General features: G+C 53.6%; 20 protein-coding genes. All 20 read right to left on the reverse strand.

The annotated features are described in order from the left end of the window. Positions 1–112: 112 nt before the first annotated feature. On the reverse strand, positions 113–616 hold the full coding sequence (locus IH404_RS05060) for an integrating conjugative element protein (protein ID WP_194440079.1): 504 nt from the start codon (positions 614–616) through the stop codon (positions 113–115). Then, a complete protein-coding gene (locus tag IH404_RS05065; RefSeq protein ID WP_044275404.1) occupies positions 613–1,170 on the reverse strand; it encodes a lytic transglycosylase in 558 nt (185 codons plus the stop codon). The genes IH404_RS05060 and IH404_RS05065 overlap by 4 nt, the downstream gene beginning before the upstream one ends. After that, entirely contained in the window at positions 1,155–1,934 is a 780-nt protein-coding gene (locus IH404_RS05070; protein WP_242462641.1) for a TIGR03759 family integrating conjugative element protein, read from the reverse strand. The genes IH404_RS05065 and IH404_RS05070 overlap by 16 nt, the downstream gene beginning before the upstream one ends. A gap of 10 nt (positions 1,935–1,944) precedes the next feature. Next, on the reverse strand, positions 1,945–2,655 hold the full coding sequence (locus IH404_RS05075) for a methyl-accepting chemotaxis protein (protein WP_194440080.1): 711 nt from the start codon (positions 2,653–2,655) through the stop codon (positions 1,945–1,947). Between the two features lie 151 nt (positions 2,656–2,806). After that, positions 2,807–4,012 carry an acyltransferase family protein gene (locus tag IH404_RS27765; protein WP_242462642.1) on the reverse strand — a complete coding sequence of 402 codons (1,206 nt, stop codon included), beginning with the start codon at positions 4,010–4,012 and terminating at the stop codon, positions 2,807–2,809. An 11-nt stretch (positions 4,013–4,023) separates the two neighbouring features. Then, the gene (locus IH404_RS27770; RefSeq protein ID WP_242462643.1) at positions 4,024–4,713 is read right to left on the reverse strand and encodes an acyltransferase; all 690 of its coding nucleotides are present in this window, start codon (positions 4,711–4,713) and stop codon (positions 4,024–4,026) included. A 193-nt stretch (positions 4,714–4,906) separates the two neighbouring features. Next, positions 4,907–7,147: a DEAD/DEAH box helicase gene (locus IH404_RS05085; RefSeq protein WP_194440081.1), complete on the reverse strand. Its 2,241-nt coding sequence runs from the start codon at positions 7,145–7,147 to the stop codon at positions 4,907–4,909. Positions 7,148–7,253: 106 nt separating this feature from the next. Then, positions 7,254–8,711, reverse strand: coding sequence for a DUF6094 domain-containing protein (locus IH404_RS05090; protein WP_194440082.1), 1,458 nt, complete (start codon positions 8,709–8,711; stop codon positions 7,254–7,256). A 22-nt stretch (positions 8,712–8,733) separates the two neighbouring features. Further along, positions 8,734–9,339, reverse strand: a complete 606-nt coding sequence (locus IH404_RS05095) for a hypothetical protein (protein WP_194440083.1) — start codon at positions 9,337–9,339, stop codon at positions 8,734–8,736. 77 nt (positions 9,340–9,416) lie between these two features. Further along, complete coding sequence (locus IH404_RS05100; RefSeq protein WP_044275417.1) at positions 9,417–9,680, reverse strand: hypothetical protein; 264 nt, start codon at positions 9,678–9,680, stop codon at positions 9,417–9,419. Beyond that, positions 9,677–10,330: a DUF3275 family protein gene (locus IH404_RS05105; RefSeq protein ID WP_194440084.1), complete on the reverse strand. Its 654-nt coding sequence runs from the start codon at positions 10,328–10,330 to the stop codon at positions 9,677–9,679. Before IH404_RS05105 ends, IH404_RS05100 begins: the two co-directional genes overlap by 4 nt. 75 nt (positions 10,331–10,405) lie before the next feature. Next, entirely contained in the window at positions 10,406–10,741 is a 336-nt protein-coding gene (locus IH404_RS05110; protein ID WP_154950969.1) for a hypothetical protein, read from the reverse strand. A 109-nt stretch (positions 10,742–10,850) separates the two neighbouring features. Continuing rightward, positions 10,851–11,174 (reverse strand): hypothetical protein, encoded by a 324-nt coding sequence (locus IH404_RS05115; protein ID WP_194440085.1) that lies wholly within the window; start codon positions 11,172–11,174, stop codon positions 10,851–10,853. Positions 11,175–11,273: 99 nt separating this feature from the next. Then, positions 11,274–11,777: an STY4534 family ICE replication protein gene (locus IH404_RS05120; protein ID WP_194440086.1), complete on the reverse strand. Its 504-nt coding sequence runs from the start codon at positions 11,775–11,777 to the stop codon at positions 11,274–11,276. A 97-nt stretch (positions 11,778–11,874) separates the two neighbouring features. Further along, positions 11,875–12,114: a hypothetical protein gene (locus tag IH404_RS05125; protein WP_154950963.1), complete on the reverse strand. Its 240-nt coding sequence runs from the start codon at positions 12,112–12,114 to the stop codon at positions 11,875–11,877. 306 nt (positions 12,115–12,420) lie between these two features. After that, positions 12,421–12,726, reverse strand: a complete 306-nt coding sequence (locus IH404_RS05130; RefSeq protein ID WP_020302990.1) for a hypothetical protein — start codon at positions 12,724–12,726, stop codon at positions 12,421–12,423. A gap of 927 nt (positions 12,727–13,653) precedes the next feature. Further along, positions 13,654–14,070 (reverse strand): type IV pilus biogenesis protein PilM, encoded by a 417-nt coding sequence (gene pilM, locus IH404_RS05135; protein ID WP_242462644.1) that lies wholly within the window; start codon positions 14,068–14,070, stop codon positions 13,654–13,656. 76 nt (positions 14,071–14,146) lie between these two features. Then, entirely contained in the window at positions 14,147–15,424 is a 1,278-nt protein-coding gene (gene pilV / locus IH404_RS05140; protein ID WP_194440088.1) for a shufflon system plasmid conjugative transfer pilus tip adhesin PilV, read from the reverse strand. Beyond that, positions 15,414–16,355 carry an ATPase, T2SS/T4P/T4SS family gene (locus IH404_RS05145; RefSeq protein ID WP_194440089.1) on the reverse strand — a complete coding sequence of 314 codons (942 nt, stop codon included), beginning with the start codon at positions 16,353–16,355 and terminating at the stop codon, positions 15,414–15,416. Before IH404_RS05145 ends, pilV begins: the two co-directional genes overlap by 11 nt. A 10-nt stretch (positions 16,356–16,365) precedes the next feature. Continuing rightward, on the reverse strand, positions 16,366–16,830 hold the full coding sequence (locus IH404_RS05150; protein WP_242462666.1) for a type 4 pilus major pilin: 465 nt from the start codon (positions 16,828–16,830) through the stop codon (positions 16,366–16,368). Between the last annotated feature and the right edge of the window lie 60 nt (positions 16,831–16,890).

Genomic DNA, 16,890 nt, shown 5'->3' on the forward strand with positions numbered 1-16,890 from the left:
CATACAGCCAGGCCACATACCTCACTTGCTCCAAGATGAGCTGGCATGTTCGCGGGTCTTCCGGTTGTCTGATCACCACGGTGAGTGACTGAGGTGGTGGCATCCTTGCCTCCTATTGCTGAATGGCTGTTGCAGTGATGAGCAGCGGGTAGTGCTTGATTCCAAGACGTTGCGCCAGGTCATTTGATGGGACTGGTACCATTTGAAGGCCGCTTCCCCAACGTTGCACTTCAGCAAATCGCTCGGCGCCGGCCACGTTGACCACCAGACCAACAGCGTTCAGGTGCTGAAGCTGTTCGAGTCGTTGTGATAGCCAAACCCTTGAGCTTTCATCGTCACCCACAATAAACAAGGGTTGCAGGCCTGGCGCATTGATTACTCGACCTTGAACCTGGCCAGGTGTCAGCTGGTCTGAGCGCACTGGAAACGACCCTTGGCCGCGCACTCCGATGTTTTCTAACGGTGCAGACTGGCCGGTAGGTTCTGGTACCAGGTCTTGGTAGTAGGGCAGGGCGGAAACGCCGCCACGGTCTTCCACCACAATCAATGAGCTGGCATTCGCCACAATGGGCGAGATCGAACACAGCAACAGCATTAAGCTCAAGATTCTCTTCATGGGTTGTTCGCCATCAGGTTGATACCGGTTACGCGGCTAAGGTGTTTGGCAAAGGCACGGCGGTAGCGTGCGGCAGGTTCACCACCAGCCGGGCGGTGGTACCGGCCGGCGGCCGTGATCCAGTCCCCGCCCTTAGCCTTTTGCTCAGCCAGGATCTGGGCGGTAACCGAGAGGTTCTTGTAGGGATCCAAACCTTCGCAGGGATAACTGTAACGGTGGCCATTGGCACCTATGTTGGTTTGACCTAGACCAACGTCGACCCGACTGGGGCCTGCGGTTTGAAGCGCAATCATCAATGCCCTGCATGCATCGCTTCGGGTTGCAAATCGGTAGCCGGCGCCGGCGACATTCAACGTCCATGGCCAAGGCACTATTTGGCCGCGTAGTCGCGTACCGCTCTCCTGCAGTGCGACGGAGTAGAGCACTTCGGACGGAACGCCGGCAGGCAAGGCAATCAATTGATAGGCCGGTGGAGGGACCTCAGCGCTGTTGGCCAACGCCGCGCCCAACATAAAACAGCCTGCCAACACGGCGCGTACTACTGTCGCTGCCATTGCCCATTCACCTCGCGCACCACAGCAGGAAGCTCGCCGCCGAGCCCAAGGCCGAGCCAGCGGCCGGCATCGTGATTCAGTGTTATCTGCCGGCTGCGTACGCTGGTTGGCTCGATGCCTGCCAGGATTGCCCAGCGGCGGATGGTCTCGTCGTCCCCTTGGCTGCCCACGAAGTAGAGATCGAAGGGTTGTTTCTGAGCCTGAAGGTCTTTCACCCGGGCAATACAGCTGGTGCAACTGTCTTGAATAAATACGGCTAATCGACCTGAGCCTTTGAGAGCATTTGTCGCGCCGGAGGTTTTAGGAGACAGCGCCTCTGATGAAATTTGAATGACTTTTTCGTTGGGGTATAGGCGAGCGAAGGCTTGGTCATACGCCTTTTGATAAGCCAGTTCCTTGTCGATACGTTGCCGTTCAGCTTGCACCTGCAGTTCAGCGTAACGCCGGCGTTCTTCCGCTGATTTAGCTTCGATACCCAGTGCAGTCAGAGGATCCAGTCCTGGTGAATAGATGCCCCGGGGACCTTCCATGACGGTGCGATAGCGACTCCACTCTTGGGGTGTTAATCCCCACTCGCGGGCCAGTTCTGTCTGGCTGGCCCCTTGAGAAGAGTTCTGGGTTTCGCTGTTCTGCGTACTGGTGATGGACGTTGAAGGCCCTGGAGCAGCTGAGCAACCATAAGCCATCACAATGGCTGCCAGACCAATAATCAACGAGGCGTTTTTAGCGTTCATTTTCTTTGAGAGTGTGAGAAGGCCATACATAAAGGAGGTCCTATTGCGCGACGGTTATGATTTGCGGCGTTCCGGCCACCTCGAATCGTGCGGATTTGCCGTCCAGAGCGTTTAGGCGCCAGGCCGTACCGGCCACGGCATCACCCGGTCGGATGAGGTAGATCTGGTTTAACTGCGTGCTGCCAGGCGGTGCTACGGACAAAAAACGCTCACCGCCCCTGTATTCAATACCGACGATGGTGAAGGGCGGCGCTTGCGGTGTGATAACGCTGGTACTGGGCTTCTGAGCGGGACGAGGCTTGCGGACAACGGCTTTGGACTTGGACGGAGGAACTGCAGGTTGCTTGGTCTGGGCTTGGCTTAATTCGTGAACACGGCCATCGAGCAATTCGACATTTGCCTTGAGCACCACCAGCTCACCAGAAGACGCGGCATTACGGGAGAGATCCTGCACTGATTCGGTTGCTTGCTTCGCATAGGCCTGTGCGGCATCGATCCGATTTGACAGCGCTTGTTGTCCGGAGCGGAAGTCATCGTTGCTGACCCACTGCTTGCCATCCACAGAGTCCAGCCGTTCATCGACTTTGCTCAGTCGCGTCAGCATTGCATCCAGGGATTCTTTATCAGCAGTCGTAGACATGCTGATCCTGAGTAAGGACAGTTGATAATGTTCATAGGCCAGCATGCCTGTCAGGGCGACGAGGCAGAGGCTGAGTATCACAGTGGTTCGGGTAGGGCGTGGTATGTTCATGGGCGTCCTCGCGCAGAAGCGAAGACACCCTCTCAAACCGGCTAGTGGGGGTGCAGCAGGAAATAGGTTTTCCAGACTGCTTTGTTTTTAGGGCATGCCGTTGTGAACGGTTTGGCTACGGACAGCTAGGCTGCACCGCGGTGACGGACTTCTACTTCGCGATATTTCTGAACAAACCCTTCAACTGTAGATTGCCCGAGTCAACCAGGTGGTTGTCATCATAGTATAAAGCCACTCCATTTTTAGATCCCATGCATTGCTCATCTGGGCAAAGGTAAGGAGTCGGATCAATAACTGTGGCGTTACACTGTTTCGCGGCAGCATTTATTGCATTGCTGGCGTCGTAATTCCGCTTCTGATAGCTCATAAGAGATATCGAGATATCTGATTCATGTTGAAAAATACGTTTATGCAAATTTAATCCTTTATAAACGCTAAAAGGCATTTCTGGGATAGGTCTAACGATATATACAGGATGATTTGTAGCGATAGAGCAAACAGTCTTCGAATATTCAGCAGTATAGGCATTGATAAATTTCTGACCTTGAAGATGCTCTTGTCCTATTATATAGGTGCGGTAGCTATTTCCACGGCTTAAGTCCAAATACATCGCTGCCCGGCTAAATAGGATAACGGGAATGCCCTGGTAGGATTTAGCCAGTGTATCCAACTTTTCACGCATAAAATCATGGCATTTATCAGCTAGCTCTTTGTCATGCATCTCAAAGTTTTGCAGTATCGGGCAGCCACCACGAGCCCAAGACAAAGCCGCTTGTTTATTCTCCATTTGCACTGCTGCTGCAGTTGATTCTGCATGACTGTCACCGAACAATATGACAGATACTTCTCCAGAGCCGAGCTTGCAATCAGAAGCACCATAAGGGTTGGGGTAGCATTCTCGATCATAAAGCTTGCTGGTGTATTCAGGTCGACCTAAATCGACGTAAGCAAACCTTACTTCAGGATGATCTTTAACCACTGAGGAGATAATGGCAGATATACCAACCATGACCACAACTAGGCTTATGTATTGTATTGCAGCTTTGCGTGAAGATGTTTTTTTGTTTGTTTTCGATTCGACGAAGTAAAAGGATAGGGTCCCCATTACAAAAGAGAGAATTATCGCGCCTACCAAATGGTGTAAGCTATTTAATAAGCCACAGGTGTATAGGAATACAACTAGTGGCCAATGCCATAGGTACACGGAGTATGAAACTGTGCCCGTAAATTGTAATGCTCGATTATTGCCAAAAATCGATTGCGAATTAGCTGAAATTACAAGGGCTGCACCGAGAACAGGAATCAAGGCTAGATAACCCGGCCAAGGATCTTGCTCAGTGAAGCAAAAAATACTCATGAGAATAGCTGCTAGGCCAAGGCCCTCACACGCATATCCGAGTCGTCTACTGAAGTGAAGCGGGTACAAAATACCAATCCGCCGACGATTAGCTCCCAAGCACGAGTAGGCAGCATATAGAACGCGAAGACCGGATCAGTATTCGAAAGATGGATCGAAGTTGCCAGAGAAGCTATAGCGAGAAAAATCAAAGATATTTTGGTTTTTTGAGTGCCAAACAACTTGTGAAGGCCCATTAAAATCAGTGGGTAAACAAGGTAGAATTGCCATTCGACAGATAGCGACCAGGTGTGCAATAGCCAGTTTTCGTGCAGTGGTGCATCAAAGTAGTTCCCAGTTTTGGCGAACATAAAATTTGAGCTAAAGAAAAGACTGCTTTTAATTGACCGAATAGCTTCGCGGTAGTCATCTAAAGGAAGGTAGATGAACCCAAATATCAGTAGTGCTGCGCATAGTATCAGGAGTGCCGGAATAATGCGGCGAGCTCTCGACACATAAAAATTTATAATAGAAAAGTCCTGTGCCTGCAAACCCTTGAAGATAATTCCGGTCATCAAAAAACCGGAAATCACAAAGAAAACGTCGACCCCTACGAATCCCCCAGCAAATCCACTGATTTGGAAGTGGAAAAGCACTACGGATAGAACCGCCAGTGCTCGTAGTGCATTTATACTTTTCCGGAATTGCATCTTCGCGTCCATGGTCACCTACATTGTGGGGTGGCATTGTAGTGGCCATGGAGTCGCATTTGAACAAGAAATTGGTGTTCGACGTCAGTAGCTTTTATCGGCGATGTCTCTGGATAAGAGGAGGATCGTCCGCATAGGCAATTTGCACATGACAAGATGAGATTAGCTTCTGAACAAAAATGGCCACCCGAAGGTGGCCATGCAGTCATGCAGCAATCAACTGTCTTGCGAGTGCCATTTCAACCGAATCCCCATCCTGGTTTAACGAATCGAGGCCCGAATCAGGAACATCTCCCGACGTGCTTTGCGCCACGGCGATCTTTTTGGCCATCAGTTGCAGACAGGTGATCTGAGAGCTGTTGGCATAGCCAAAGAAAATCACCCGCACGGCTTGCTTCTGCCCAATCCGCCAAGACCGCCGAGCTGCCTGTTGAAGGGTGTACACGTTGTACCCCGTCTGCAGGAACGCGATGGTCGGAAAGTCGAGCAGATCCAGACCGGTCTTAACCAGCTCCGGGTTAGTGATCAGCACATCGATCCCACGATCTACCTGGTCTAGAATCCAATCCTCGCGCCTGGCGGTATCGACTGACGCCCTTAACACCGCCACCTTCAAACCGGCCTGTTCCAGCAACCGTTTGAGACGTGAAGTGGTGTCACGAGTGCCGCTGTACACGGTGTAGACCAGAACTTTGCGGCCTTTGGCTTTTTCCGCGAGGCAGAGGTCGAGCAGTGCCTGTTCCTTGGGCATGCGTTGTTCATCTGCAAAGATCGACGGCACAAAAGCCAGCGTGTCCTTGCTGCGTGGATGTTTGACAATCTCCGGCCGGAAACAGCAGTCCGGCCAGGCCAGCAGTACGTTGAGGACAACCCCCAGAAGGGTCGTATCTCGGCGTGCCAGTGCCTGGCGAAGCTCCTGGGTCAGTTTTCCTGCTATCTGCTGATAGGCCGAAGCCTGTTCAGCAGACATGGCTATGTCGATGAACTCCTCTTGGTACGCCGGCAACACGTTCCCACCGATATCCTTGAGTTTCAGAAATACAGTGAATGGCAGCACGAACCGGTGGATGCCTTTTGGACCGAAGCCTGGGGCCTTCACCGTTCGCACCGAGAGTTTTTTTCCCTTGGCGGTTTTGTGTGACTCGTTATCTCGCTCGGTGTAGATATCCTTCAATACGCCGTGATCCCGCATGAACGACATGGCCGCAGGGGCCATGCTGCCGCGTGCGTTTGGTCGATAACCGTCCTCGATCATGCGGCGGGTAAGGATCCGAAACAAAAGATAAAACAAGTCGTCGGCGTAGCCGCCCATAAGCGTACCGGTCAGCAAAACACACTTGTGTGCTTTAGCTGCCAGTACGCCCATAGCCTGGCCCTGAGCCGAACCACTGTTTTTGTACTCATGGCCTTCGTCCACCACCAGCAGGTCGAAATATCCATCGGGCAAGTAGCGCTTGATGAATTCAGTGGGTTGGTAACCACCTTCCCCAAAGCCAAACTCGATGTTGGCCATGGCTCGTTCCATGCGTTTGGCCTGACGGTCGTTGAAGATGAAATTGCCTTGAGCGTCCATCAGGTTGATGAACTCGCTAACGTTGTCGATCAGCATCGAGGCGAGGAAGTCCTCCCCGAAGTCGTTCAGCAGTCTGTCAGCGCGCACTGGGCCAATGGTCGGAATCCGGCACATTGACTTCAATATGATTGCTCGTCGGGAGCCGCTTTCAGCTTTGCCTGGGCGCATCAGCGTCCAGAGTGGGCCTTGGCAGTGAGGGCAGCTGCGACGGCGTTCCTCTTGGTGAAACTCTTCGAAGGTTATCCGGTTGCCTTCCTGATCTTCCAGCAGGCGTCCGCAGTCTGGGCAACCAGCAAGGTGATGGTTGCCTCCCACACGACGTGGCCAGCACACCGACCGCCAATGAAACCCCATCCGCATGCGCACGCGCCCGAGGATGAAGAACTCTTGCCGTCCGTCGTAAGGCTCGTTCAGTTGGTCGCGCAGCTTGAGCAACTTAACCAGGCTGTCGGGTCCATTGAGTACCCAGACGCGGGCGTCTGGAATGGTTTCGAGAATCTCTCGCCGCCACTTGTAGACCAGGTGTGGAGGCGAAATGATCAAGGTGCGGCGATAGCCTGCTTTGTGCATGACGGCGGCTACAGCGATGGCCATCATGGTTTTGCCAGTGCCCATCTCTGCGTTGATAACTGCAGCCTGCTCGTTTCGATCCAACAATAACGCTGCAACGGCTTGTACCACTTCGGCCTGAGCAGAAAATGGCTGACGTTTGAGTTCATCCATCACCCGTTGCCGGGCTGGGTTGATGTGACCGGCGTAGACCGGTGGATTTGATCGGTTGAGTGAGTCCAGCAGCTCATCACCGAACTCGTCGATGAATTCGGTCAGTCCGATGGAAAGAGGTGAGAGTGAGGTATGTGATAGGTCGTTCATGGTTGTTTCTCCTGGAAGGATAAAACAGGGCATGCACGACACCCCTGGGGGTATGGTGAATACCCTGGGGGTTGGTTAAGGAAATGCCTTATAGGCTGGTAGAGAATCAGTAATCCGATGGCAGCAACAAGGTGGTTACGCTTCGGTCGGCTTCAGTGATGATCCAGAGCCGGTTTTCGTCCCCGGCGTCGATGTCGTAGCTTGAGAACAGACGCTCTCCAGTAGTCAGGGCTCGTTGGTTGCTGCTCCAGTCTTCCTGGGGCAGCTCTCCCCAGTCACCGGAGAAATGCCGTCGCAAGTAGGTGCTTGGGTCGAGATGGCCGTGCTCCACCAGGTGGTGTACGGATTGGGTCAGTACCAACTGTCCAGCTTCAAACGTCACGCGTGAGGTGGTGTCCGAGACCGCCGGTGCAATCGGTTCGTCAGGTTCAGGTTGTTGATCCGCCGAAGAGGTGATGGTGATAACGCGTCCTTGGTTGGCAGATCCCGGCGTCATGTCCCATGCCCGAATGATAGGCACGAAACGATCGGTCAGGATCCTTACCTCAGAAACGTTACCGTCCTGGTCTTCGGTAAACTCGGTCTTGCGAACCTTGTCTTTGTAAGTATCGCCTTTGAGTACCAGCACTCTCCCGGACTTCGAGGTAACGACGCCCGATATTGCGCCGGCAGCCAGGGCTAATGCCAAGTGCCACCGGGACAGCTCTCGTACTGGTGGTCGTGGTTGAACACCCGTTTGACCAAAGTGCAGGGTGAAGTCTGGCCACATGCCGCGAAGCTGTTTGACTTCAGAGCTGAGCTGCTCCGGTTCGAGACTGATGCGATAGAAGTGCTCCAGCTCGCTGGTCGACGACAGGACCCTATAGGGCTCCCAAGACCAACTCTCAGGTAACACTTCTGCATTCAACGTCCCGGCGCCAATCGCCTGAAGTCGTGCGCGTACGTATTTGACTTCTTGCGGTCGAGCCAGGTCTTGGCGGCGAATTCGTATACCGAATATCACCACCTGTTTGAAGGTTGAATCGGCTGCGCTATAGATCCGCAGTTCAGTGAAGTGGTTACACAGCCAACTGCAGAGTTCGTCGTCCAGCACATAGTGTGGAACGATGAACACCAACACGCCGCCGTACTGCAGCAGTGGAAGCGTCCGTTGATAGAACATCTTCTCCAGACGCCGGCGTCCAGTGCCCTGATACTGCGAAGCGCCAGAGTGGTCCGCAACCAGATCGCCGTAGGGTGGGTTGAGCCAGAGCAAGCCAAAGGCCTGGCGGCTGATCATGGTGTCCATCAGATCGCTATGCAGCACACGATCCAGGAGCGTCCTGCAATGCGCCGCACGCTCCTGGTCGTATTCAACTGCGAATGTGTCTGTGCGGTCTCGCCCAAGAAAATGTGCTGCTTCGGCCAGGGCAACCCCTTCGCCGGCACATGGATCGCAGATCCGCATTTTGCCGGTGGGAGAGGGGGCCAATGCCTGCAGGGTCCGTTCCAGAGTCGTTTCGTCGGTAGGGTAGTAGCCATTGCGAGCGAAGTTGCGCGCCAAGCGTGGGAACATCAAGGCCATGATGGGGCTCCTGAATCAAGGCTCAAAAGTGAGCGTGGGTTGAGAGATGCCCTTGGCGAATCAAATCGCCCAGGGCGGGTTCAAGAACGTCGAGCTGCAGCGACAAACGCCAGGCCGAGATAGCGCCTAACGATCCGGGTAGGGGCTGCAACATGTCGTGTTGGGTGAGCACTTCCATCACTTGGTTATGCCAATGCGGTAGCAGCGGTAATGGGCATGTGTCCATTACCAGGGGCCATAGCTTTTGATGAGACGATTGCCCGTCCTGTAGAAGGGCGTAGGAGAAGTGGTTGGCCCGGTCGGGCTGCGCGCAGCGCCGGTCGAACAGCCAGAGGTGTACCAGGCTGCCGAATAACGTCCCGCGGAATTGCCGGGTGGTTCGTTTTTCCAGCAGGTCGACGTTGGGGAAGACAGGAAGACTCCGGCCGTCAACGACGATATGAAACTGGTCCAGACCGTTTTTCGCGGCGCCGAGGGTCAGTCTGGCCAAGAACTCCTGCAGTGCCGTGTCACGGCCCCAAGTCGAGAAAAACACTAGGTTGCGTTGTTCATCACAGACGAAAGCATCGACGTAAAGGTCAGGACATTCGTCAACCTGATACAGCCGTGTGAGAGAAGGGGTGGACATTGAGCATCCTCCGGATCGGAGGGCGGCCCCGCCCCCGAGGGGCAGGACACTGCCCCTCGGGGTTAATGGTTGGTGGGTTATCGATCGCGCTTGAAAGAGCGGGTGTGTGGATCGAAGCTTGTGGTCGTGTCGCCTTGGAACAACGGCGATTGACCAATCATGTAGAGGTTTACCCGGTACAGGGGGCGCAGTTGTAGGGCAGCGTTCGCTTGCGTTTCTGTCAGTCCGATTTCGGTGAAGTGCTCGCGCATTTCGTCATCATCGGACACTTCGTTATTGGTCAGTTGGTCTTCGACGGTCAGCAGGATGTGCTCACCGATGTCTGAGAAAATAGGATTCATAATGTGCTTCCTTGGTGGTGGAGCTCCCGCAAGGTGGGAGATTGGCAGTTCCAGGTTTGTTGCTTGAAGTCCAGCACATAGCCAAGCTCGCCGAGGCGAGTGCATTGCTGACGCAGGCGCTGCCGGTCAACGGTGGTGTCAAGTTTGACCGCATCCTTCAATGGCCAGATCGTGCCAAACAGAATCGCGTCTTGCTCTGTGGTGTTCTTCGAACTGGGTATTGGCATCCCAAAAGGGGCGTCCTCTTGTGATGACGATTTGTCGACGTCGCTTACCGCCGTTACGGTGGTCGGCGTTTTGCGCTGTCGCGCAGGCTTTGTTGGAGTTGAAGACGACTCTTCATCTATAGGATCTGGCTCGCTCGGTGAAAGCTTGGCAGCGTCTTCCGCCGTCAAGTTGTCCACGTCGTCGAGACTCATGCTTTCGAGCTTGGCCCGGATCTCAACCACTAACCGTCCAGCGGTTGAGTAGTACGAGGGGCGTATTTCAGTGATGAGGAAATCGCCTCTGTATTTTCCTTCATCGTATTGGTCGAGAAGCGCGTCTTTTATAACGAACTCGCCGATTGAGGTGGATAGCCGTCCGACGTTGAACTCGCCGTTGCGGCCGCTGATGGTACGAATGGCCAATTGGCCTGGGATGTTGATCATGCGCAGCTCCACTCTGCTATGAATGAAAAAAGCCCGACTAATGTCGGGCTTGGGGGGCTGTGAGTGTCAACGCGGTTATGGGCAAGAAGTGTGCATTTCTTCTTTGAGTGAGATGTAGAGGTAGAAAGCGCCAGGTGGCGATTCAATTCTGTCAATTTTCAGGTCCAACCAAACTCGATCTGTGCTGTTGCCGTCGGGCAGCAGCCGATAAAGGCCGAAATGGATCAGATCACTGTCAGGTTGCAGATTCAGCTCTCGGTAGGCCTCCAGGACAACATTGCCCAGTCGCTCACTGATAACAGATACATCCTGTGGGTTTTCAATATGCACCGCTTCTTGCCAGGCCCGAGGCGTTAGAACGACCGGGAGTTTGAGCAAGTCAGACGACACGAGGTTATTGGTATTTTGCATGGTGAACTCCAGGTGAGAAATCACCTGGCCCGTACGGGAGGTGATTTCCCGTAGGGTGTGATTTGGACGTTTGAGAGTTAGTGCGAGAAGCAGTAAGTGTTTAAGGTCGTTAGCAATCGTCGAAATCGTCTGGATCTGGACGCAGATCAATACGACTGCGAGCTTTCCAGTACTCTTCGAGCAGCCCGAATTCCGACAGCATTGGGTTGGCTTTCGGAGTGATACCCGTAAGGACGTCTATCTCTGCCAGGATACTGATCTTGAATGACGCTTCATCCCAAAGGGATTCAGACTCAAAGTATCTTGGGCCATCCTGTGAATCGAGGGCTGTTTCGATTGGAAGTTGTTTATCTAACTCGGTGTACATATGAGCTTGAGCCGCAAGTAGACCGATCTCGATCAACAGCTCCAAGCGCGGGGTGTAGTGCATCATGATGAATCTCCTTGGTACGGAAATCACCTATCCCGAAGGGAGGTGTTCCCTTCGAAATATCAGAATTGAAAGGCACCCCGAGGGATGCCTTGTTCTCAATCATGCGGACTGACGCATTTGCGCGTCAGGCTGTTGTTGACCATCTTCCGAATTGTCATCAGCGTTACCTTCCTGGTTTGCCAGGGGCTCAGCAGAGTCTTTCGGTTTGGCTTGGTAGACAGTATCGCCATCGACCTTGATCCAGCCGATAAAAAGAAGACGTCCTTTGAGGCTGGCTCCAGGTTGACCCTTCTTATCGCCCTTTTCATAGATAAAGCAGTCGGTCCAGATGTCACCGATACGGAAGCTCACAAGGACCTTCTTTCCTGCATCAACAGCGGCCTGGCTACGACGAATCAGCTTTTCAGCTTCAGCGCCAACGACATTGCAGTCGATGTAGGAGTACTCGGTGTCGTCAGACGAACCGCGTAATGCAGCAACGGTGACAGCCATGAATGGCTTGCCCTTGCCGCGAGGTTTCACTTCACGGATACGGTTGAGGTAACCAATACCAGTGGTGTGCAGGTCGAAAAACTTGGTGTCGTTGGTTTGAGTAGTGCTCATGGTGATTCTCCAATTTCGAAATAGCAGAAAGCGGAGAAACACTTCGCCCTTGGGGGAAAGTATTCCCCGCGAGGGTGGGTAGAGCAAAAGGGTTTGCTTAGTGCATGAACTTCATGGACGCAATCAGCACACCAACGGCAGCTGACAACATGACACCCATGCGTATTGTGAGTTTGACTTCAAGCTGAGCAATTTCAGCGCGAAGAGCGGTCACATCAGCTTTAGTGGCGAGTAGCGTGAGCATGTCGGTCTCCAGAGCATCAATGACAGCGTTTGCTTTCTGTTCCGGAACGTTGATCGAAATCAGCGCTTGGTAGAGAGCCAGTTCGGTTTTCATCAGACCTCCAAAAATTGAGAGGCCTGCCCTGACGGGAAAGGCCCGTCATGGGTGGGAAAGGTGCTTCCATCGACAAAGTCGACTGATCGCGCTACCGGAAGCTATGGCGATCTTGGGAGTGGATCAATGCGGTAAACCGCATCGTAGTCTTGCGGATCCAGACTACATGGGCATGTTGCTGACGACGTCAGCTATACATGGGTACAGCATGAAAAATCCTATTGCTGGTTGTCAAGCTCCATGTGAAGAATTTCAGAGAAGCCTCCCCAGCGGGAGGGTTCCCTGCTGGGGTGAATGAGGAGAGGTTTAGCAAGCAACAGGTGTCAGCTGTTGAGCCTTGCCACGGGAACGCGGTTTGCGCACCGGCTTTTCGACCTCACGAGTATTAGCCTTGTACCAAAGATTCAGATCTACACCTTTGGCACGGACCATGGCTGGCAAGTGATCCATTTCACGCACCATGCTGTCAGAAACGCAGGGTGGTGGAAGCTGCCCGTGAGACTTCGCCTGCGGCTTATCTGCTGGACGTATGTTCGACTTCTTCATGGCACGCAAAAACTCTCGGGCAACAACGCCGAGTGCGAAACCGAAGTTATAAGTGAGTTTGGACATGGTGATTCTCCTGCAGGTTGAGATGCGGAGAAAACACTGGCCCTGTCGGGGAAGTGATTCCCCGCGAGGTGAGTAGCATAAGGTGCTTCTATCGACGTTTGTCGACCGACCGCGCTACCAGAAGCTCAGCGGTCTTGGGCGAATCAACACGATTGACGTGTCGCAATCTTAAAGATCCTGGTTGCCTGGGCATGATGCTGACGACGTCAGCAAAACACGTCCATATCATCGAAGGGGGGATAGTGATGTGTCAAGCGGGGAGGGATATTTCGGGGAGGTCAAAGCAGATCGAATTTTGCAGGAGAAGCTACCGAGAGTAGCTGGGTCAACAGTCACTCTCGGATGTAGTACTAAGCGTCTTTCAGAAAAAAATACCACCTGTGCGGGATAAAGGCGTCATCGATCCCTGGGCTGTGATCTGAACGTCTCACTTCCTACACCTGGCCGATTATCGTGGCTGAGGCCAGCAAACATAAGGCACGCATCCGCGCACAAAGGGAGCCCTGCGTTTCGCCGGCGGGCCACCGGCAGGGAAAAGCAGCTACCAAAGGGTAGGCTGATAATCCTTCGCAAGATCATCAGGCTACCCTTTGTGTGAGCTTTAAAAAATGTGGGCCACAACACCAGTGTGGCCCTGAGATTACTGTGCTTCGAACCTCATCAAAGCCCTATGTGCCTTTGAACTCGCAATTCACGAGTTAGACGGCTGCGTGTCTGGCTTGAACAGGGAGACACAGGGAGAGCTTTGAACCAGATCCGCACGCCCTTCCCGGAGCTCAGCGTGCTTTGGGGATGGAGATGAGGCGAACCGCATCTCCGGGCGCTACTGATGACCGCCAGTAGCCAACGGGGTGGAAACGTTGTGGCGTGCATTATGTTGTTAGGCTGGGCGATATGCAACATAGCCAGTGTTGACCTGGGCTTTGATCAGTTCACTGCAGTGACGGCACCGTCAGGTATTACAGATGGAATGGGGATACCGGTCACTCCAGCTTTCGGGGAGACAAGCACTCCCGAGCGATTTACACCAACGGAAGTCGACTGAGTCAGATCGACCAGCGTCGATGGCATCCCTGCCGGCGCCGTGCCGTTGTAAAAGGTGTAGGTTGTTCCGGCATTGATGTAGGCCTCAATACCGAGCGGTTTCACATACCACATCGGTAGGTTCAGTGCAGTGTCGTCAGGCTTTCCAGAGAAGCCAGGATTGGACTGCGCAAACCCGGCGGCTGCCGATCGGTAAACAAGAAAGTTCCGTCCAAGTGAATCAACTGAGGCGAAGTCCGAGGCGGTTTGGGCCTGTTGCTGGGTTTCCATCAAGATCCCCGTGGCAATGATCAGAATCATCAAAACAGCCCATTGAAGTGTCATATCTGGTGATCTCTACGCTTGCGAAGGACAGCAAAACAGGCATGCAATGTTCTCATTCATCTTTGTAGCAAGAATAAGACACGCACGGATTGCAGCCTCCGATGGCAACGGCAAACTGATTATTTGCTTTGTAACCGACAGGACAACTGCATGAACCTGTATATGGATTTGGCCCTGGGCAGCCGCCAGCCGTGTGCGTGGCTGTCCAAAATGAACCGCCCCATCTGCCTGCGCCGCCTACACCTTTCCATACGGCGTTCTGACAAGAGAGCACTATTCCCACTGCACTCTTTGCAATGAGCGTGCGATCGCTGCAGGCGGAACCTTCTGTAGCAAGCCCCCCGACGGAGATGAATTCGTTGGTAGCGATTCGATCGTAGGCCGTTATTCTGCCGGTTGAAGTGATCTTCCCACCCCAGAGCTGGCCGCCGGTTGAGAAGTTTTTGTCGTTGTACACCTGGACCCAATCGGGGCTGTTCTGATAGATACCACCTCCCCATTTTTCGCTGTACCAGCCAGTGTCGCCCCGAGTTCTGAACCATCCACCCGTGTACGTTTCGCCCGTGACGTTCGCGGTCGCCGCGTTCACATTCGCGGTGGCTGTGACGTTGCGAGCTGTCACGTCGGCTCCAGTCGTAACGTTGCCAGAGGCGGAGATGCTCCCTGCATTATTAATGTTGTGGTTGCCCATACCAAGGTCAGTATTCATCGTGTTGAGTTCAGGATGATTTGGCACAGCATTTCGATACAAGTAATCGTTGGCCAAGGCGCCGTCCATGAGAAACAGTGCACTGGCAGTGTGGCCTGGCCCAGGCGCAATGGAGTAATTACTGAGCGCGACTTGCCAGCCACCGCGGATGCCTTGAACGACGTTAGGGTTGGTTGTAGATATGAAACCACCAGGTCCTCCAAGGTTTTCAGCAATGGCACGCACACCCATTTCCGGAAGCGTCTGTCCGCCCGTGGTGACCACAATCGCTTCTAGCTGATTGGGGTTGGGTTTTCGGGCCAGGCCCAGAATGGTCTGCCCGAAAACATTGGTAGAGCTGAAACCCGCTGGCAGGTAGTTGGTACTGATGAGCATCGGCACCGTAATTTGCACTGGCACGGTCGCCGACGCGTTAGCGAGCACTACGTTGAAATTGTCCTTCAAGTACTTGGCCTGGGCCTCTGAAATAGTTCGCTGCTGATCGGCCGCAATTCGATAGTCCTGGCCATCCATTTGTTTGATTTGCCAAACCATCGCCAAGGTCACAACGACACCAAATACGAGCAATCCGATTGCCATATCCAGGCTTAAGAAGCCTCGCTGTTTATTCTTACTGGTCATTCCAGAGGCTCCTTGAGGATTGGTGAGCGATATCTTGTTCCAGCAGTGTGATCTTCCCCGCATGGACTTTCTCTCGAATACTGGCACTGTCAGCTCCCGTGAAGAGCAGGCTCTGCAGGGTCAATCGACGACTGCCCTCACTGCCCGTCGACAAAGCCTGGTGAATGACCGCTACAAGCCCTTTGGAAAGTAATTCACGGGCGTTACTCAGCAGGGGCTGCGCTAGGGCTGCTATACGCTCAATACCTTGAGTGACGCTACCGGCATGGCCGGTGCAAATAATTAGATGCCCGTTGATTGATGCCTGGATGACTTGTGCGGCGGTTGCACTGTCGCGAATTTCACCGACAAACAACAAATCGGCTCGGGTGCGCAACGCCAATATCAATGCTTCCTCGTAGCCGCCCATCCTGCGTGAGACTGGAACCTGGATACAGCGTCCATTACCGTGTTGACCGTTCAAATAGGGTTCCGGTGGATCCTCTACAGCGACACAGATTCCCCCCCAGGTTTCAAGACGCGCTTTTACCAGCGAGGCCGCGCTGGAGGTTTTCCCAGAGTCCATTTCGCCGCAGATAAAAATCAGGCCACGGACTGTTTCACTCATCAGTTCGTCCTGGAGGTAATCAGGCAAGCCCAACATGTCCAAGGGACGGATCTGAACCGATGATTTGCTCAGGACGAAAACGGGCTTGCCGTTCAAGTCCAGCAGCTGTGTGACGCGAAGGACTACTCCATCTTCAATCAGAGCGAACTCAGGATCCTTTGTCTCAGCGTATTTCGCGTCACATTGCACACGTAAGCGGTCAAGCGCTGTCCGCCACTCGACGGGTGCTTCAACCCTTCGCGCCTGTCCCGGTAGGCCTTTGGCATCGGCATAATCGTCACCTAGGTACAGGTCGACGAATTCTGCTTCGGAGATCACGCTCACACAGGACTCCTTAGTACGAGGTCCAGGCGATGGTGTTGGCATCCGAAGAGCAACTAGTCGCAGCGGCCACCGCTGTGATTTCGCCGGCATTGGCAGTACCACCGTTGATCGCCGTTGTGGTCTGTTTGTCTTTGGCCATGTTGGACGCAAGCGTGATGCAGGCATTCTTCGGAAGATTGGATTCGGTGATGGTGAAGGTCATGCCGTTGCTGGTCACAGTAACGGCTCCGTTCCAACGGTTGGATAAGGCGTTGCCGTTAATGCTCATACCGCCTGTGGCCTCCAGGTTGATCAAGGACGGGGCCAAGTTGGTACCGGCTGTTGCATACCCTGTTGTGCTTTTCAGCCTTTTGGTATTGCTCAGCAAAGTGCCCAGGTTGCTCTGTTCAATGGTGACGTCCGAGCTACCGAATGTCCTGTACCCCATGAACACGATAAAACCGAGTGCCACGGCAATCAGCATCAGCCAGAACATCCCGTCCAAGGAAAGAAATCCGCGTTGGTTTTGGCGGGTATTAGTTCTCATCTTTACGAC

It is taken from the genome of Pseudomonas sp. OST1909 (assembly GCF_015277575.1).
In the GTDB taxonomy this organism is placed as follows: domain Bacteria; phylum Pseudomonadota; class Gammaproteobacteria; order Pseudomonadales; family Pseudomonadaceae; genus Aquipseudomonas; species Aquipseudomonas synxantha_A.

Bases quoted from the DNA above. Each gene is read 5' to 3' on its own strand.
- IH404_RS05060 (WP_194440079.1), bottom strand. From the start codon at position 616: ATGAAGAGAATCTTGAGCTTAATGCTGTTGCTGTGTTCGATCTCGCCC.
- IH404_RS05065 (WP_044275404.1), bottom strand. From the start codon at position 1,170: ATGGCAGCGACAGTAGTACGCGCCGTGTTGGCAGGCTGTTTTATGTTG.
- IH404_RS05070 (WP_242462641.1), bottom strand. From the start codon at position 1,934: ATGTATGGCCTTCTCACACTCTCAAAGAAAATGAACGCTAAAAACGCC.
- IH404_RS05075 (WP_194440080.1), bottom strand. From the start codon at position 2,655: ATGAACATACCACGCCCTACCCGAACCACTGTGATACTCAGCCTCTGC.
- IH404_RS27765 (WP_242462642.1), bottom strand. From the start codon at position 4,012: ATGAGTATTTTTTGCTTCACTGAGCAAGATCCTTGGCCGGGTTATCTA.
- IH404_RS27770 (WP_242462643.1), bottom strand. From the start codon at position 4,713: ATGGACGCGAAGATGCAATTCCGGAAAAGTATAAATGCACTACGAGCA.
- IH404_RS05085 (WP_194440081.1), bottom strand. From the start codon at position 7,147: ATGAACGACCTATCACATACCTCACTCTCACCTCTTTCCATCGGACTG.
- IH404_RS05090 (WP_194440082.1), bottom strand. From the start codon at position 8,711: ATGGCCTTGATGTTCCCACGCTTGGCGCGCAACTTCGCTCGCAATGGC.
- IH404_RS05095 (WP_194440083.1), bottom strand. From the start codon at position 9,339: ATGTCCACCCCTTCTCTCACACGGCTGTATCAGGTTGACGAATGTCCT.
- IH404_RS05100 (WP_044275417.1), bottom strand. From the start codon at position 9,680: ATGAATCCTATTTTCTCAGACATCGGTGAGCACATCCTGCTGACCGTC.
- IH404_RS05105 (WP_194440084.1), bottom strand. From the start codon at position 10,330: ATGATCAACATCCCAGGCCAATTGGCCATTCGTACCATCAGCGGCCGC.
- IH404_RS05110 (WP_154950969.1), bottom strand. From the start codon at position 10,741: ATGCAAAATACCAATAACCTCGTGTCGTCTGACTTGCTCAAACTCCCG.
- IH404_RS05115 (WP_194440085.1), bottom strand. From the start codon at position 11,174: ATGATGCACTACACCCCGCGCTTGGAGCTGTTGATCGAGATCGGTCTA.
- IH404_RS05120 (WP_194440086.1), bottom strand. From the start codon at position 11,777: ATGAGCACTACTCAAACCAACGACACCAAGTTTTTCGACCTGCACACC.
- IH404_RS05125 (WP_154950963.1), bottom strand. From the start codon at position 12,114: ATGAAAACCGAACTGGCTCTCTACCAAGCGCTGATTTCGATCAACGTT.
- IH404_RS05130 (WP_020302990.1), bottom strand. From the start codon at position 12,726: ATGTCCAAACTCACTTATAACTTCGGTTTCGCACTCGGCGTTGTTGCC.
- pilM (WP_242462644.1), bottom strand. From the start codon at position 14,070: ATGATTCTGATCATTGCCACGGGGATCTTGATGGAAACCCAGCAACAG.
- pilV (WP_194440088.1), bottom strand. From the start codon at position 15,424: ATGACCAGTAAGAATAAACAGCGAGGCTTCTTAAGCCTGGATATGGCA.
- IH404_RS05150 (WP_242462666.1), bottom strand. From the start codon at position 16,830: ATGTTCTGGCTGATGCTGATTGCCGTGGCACTCGGTTTTATCGTGTTC.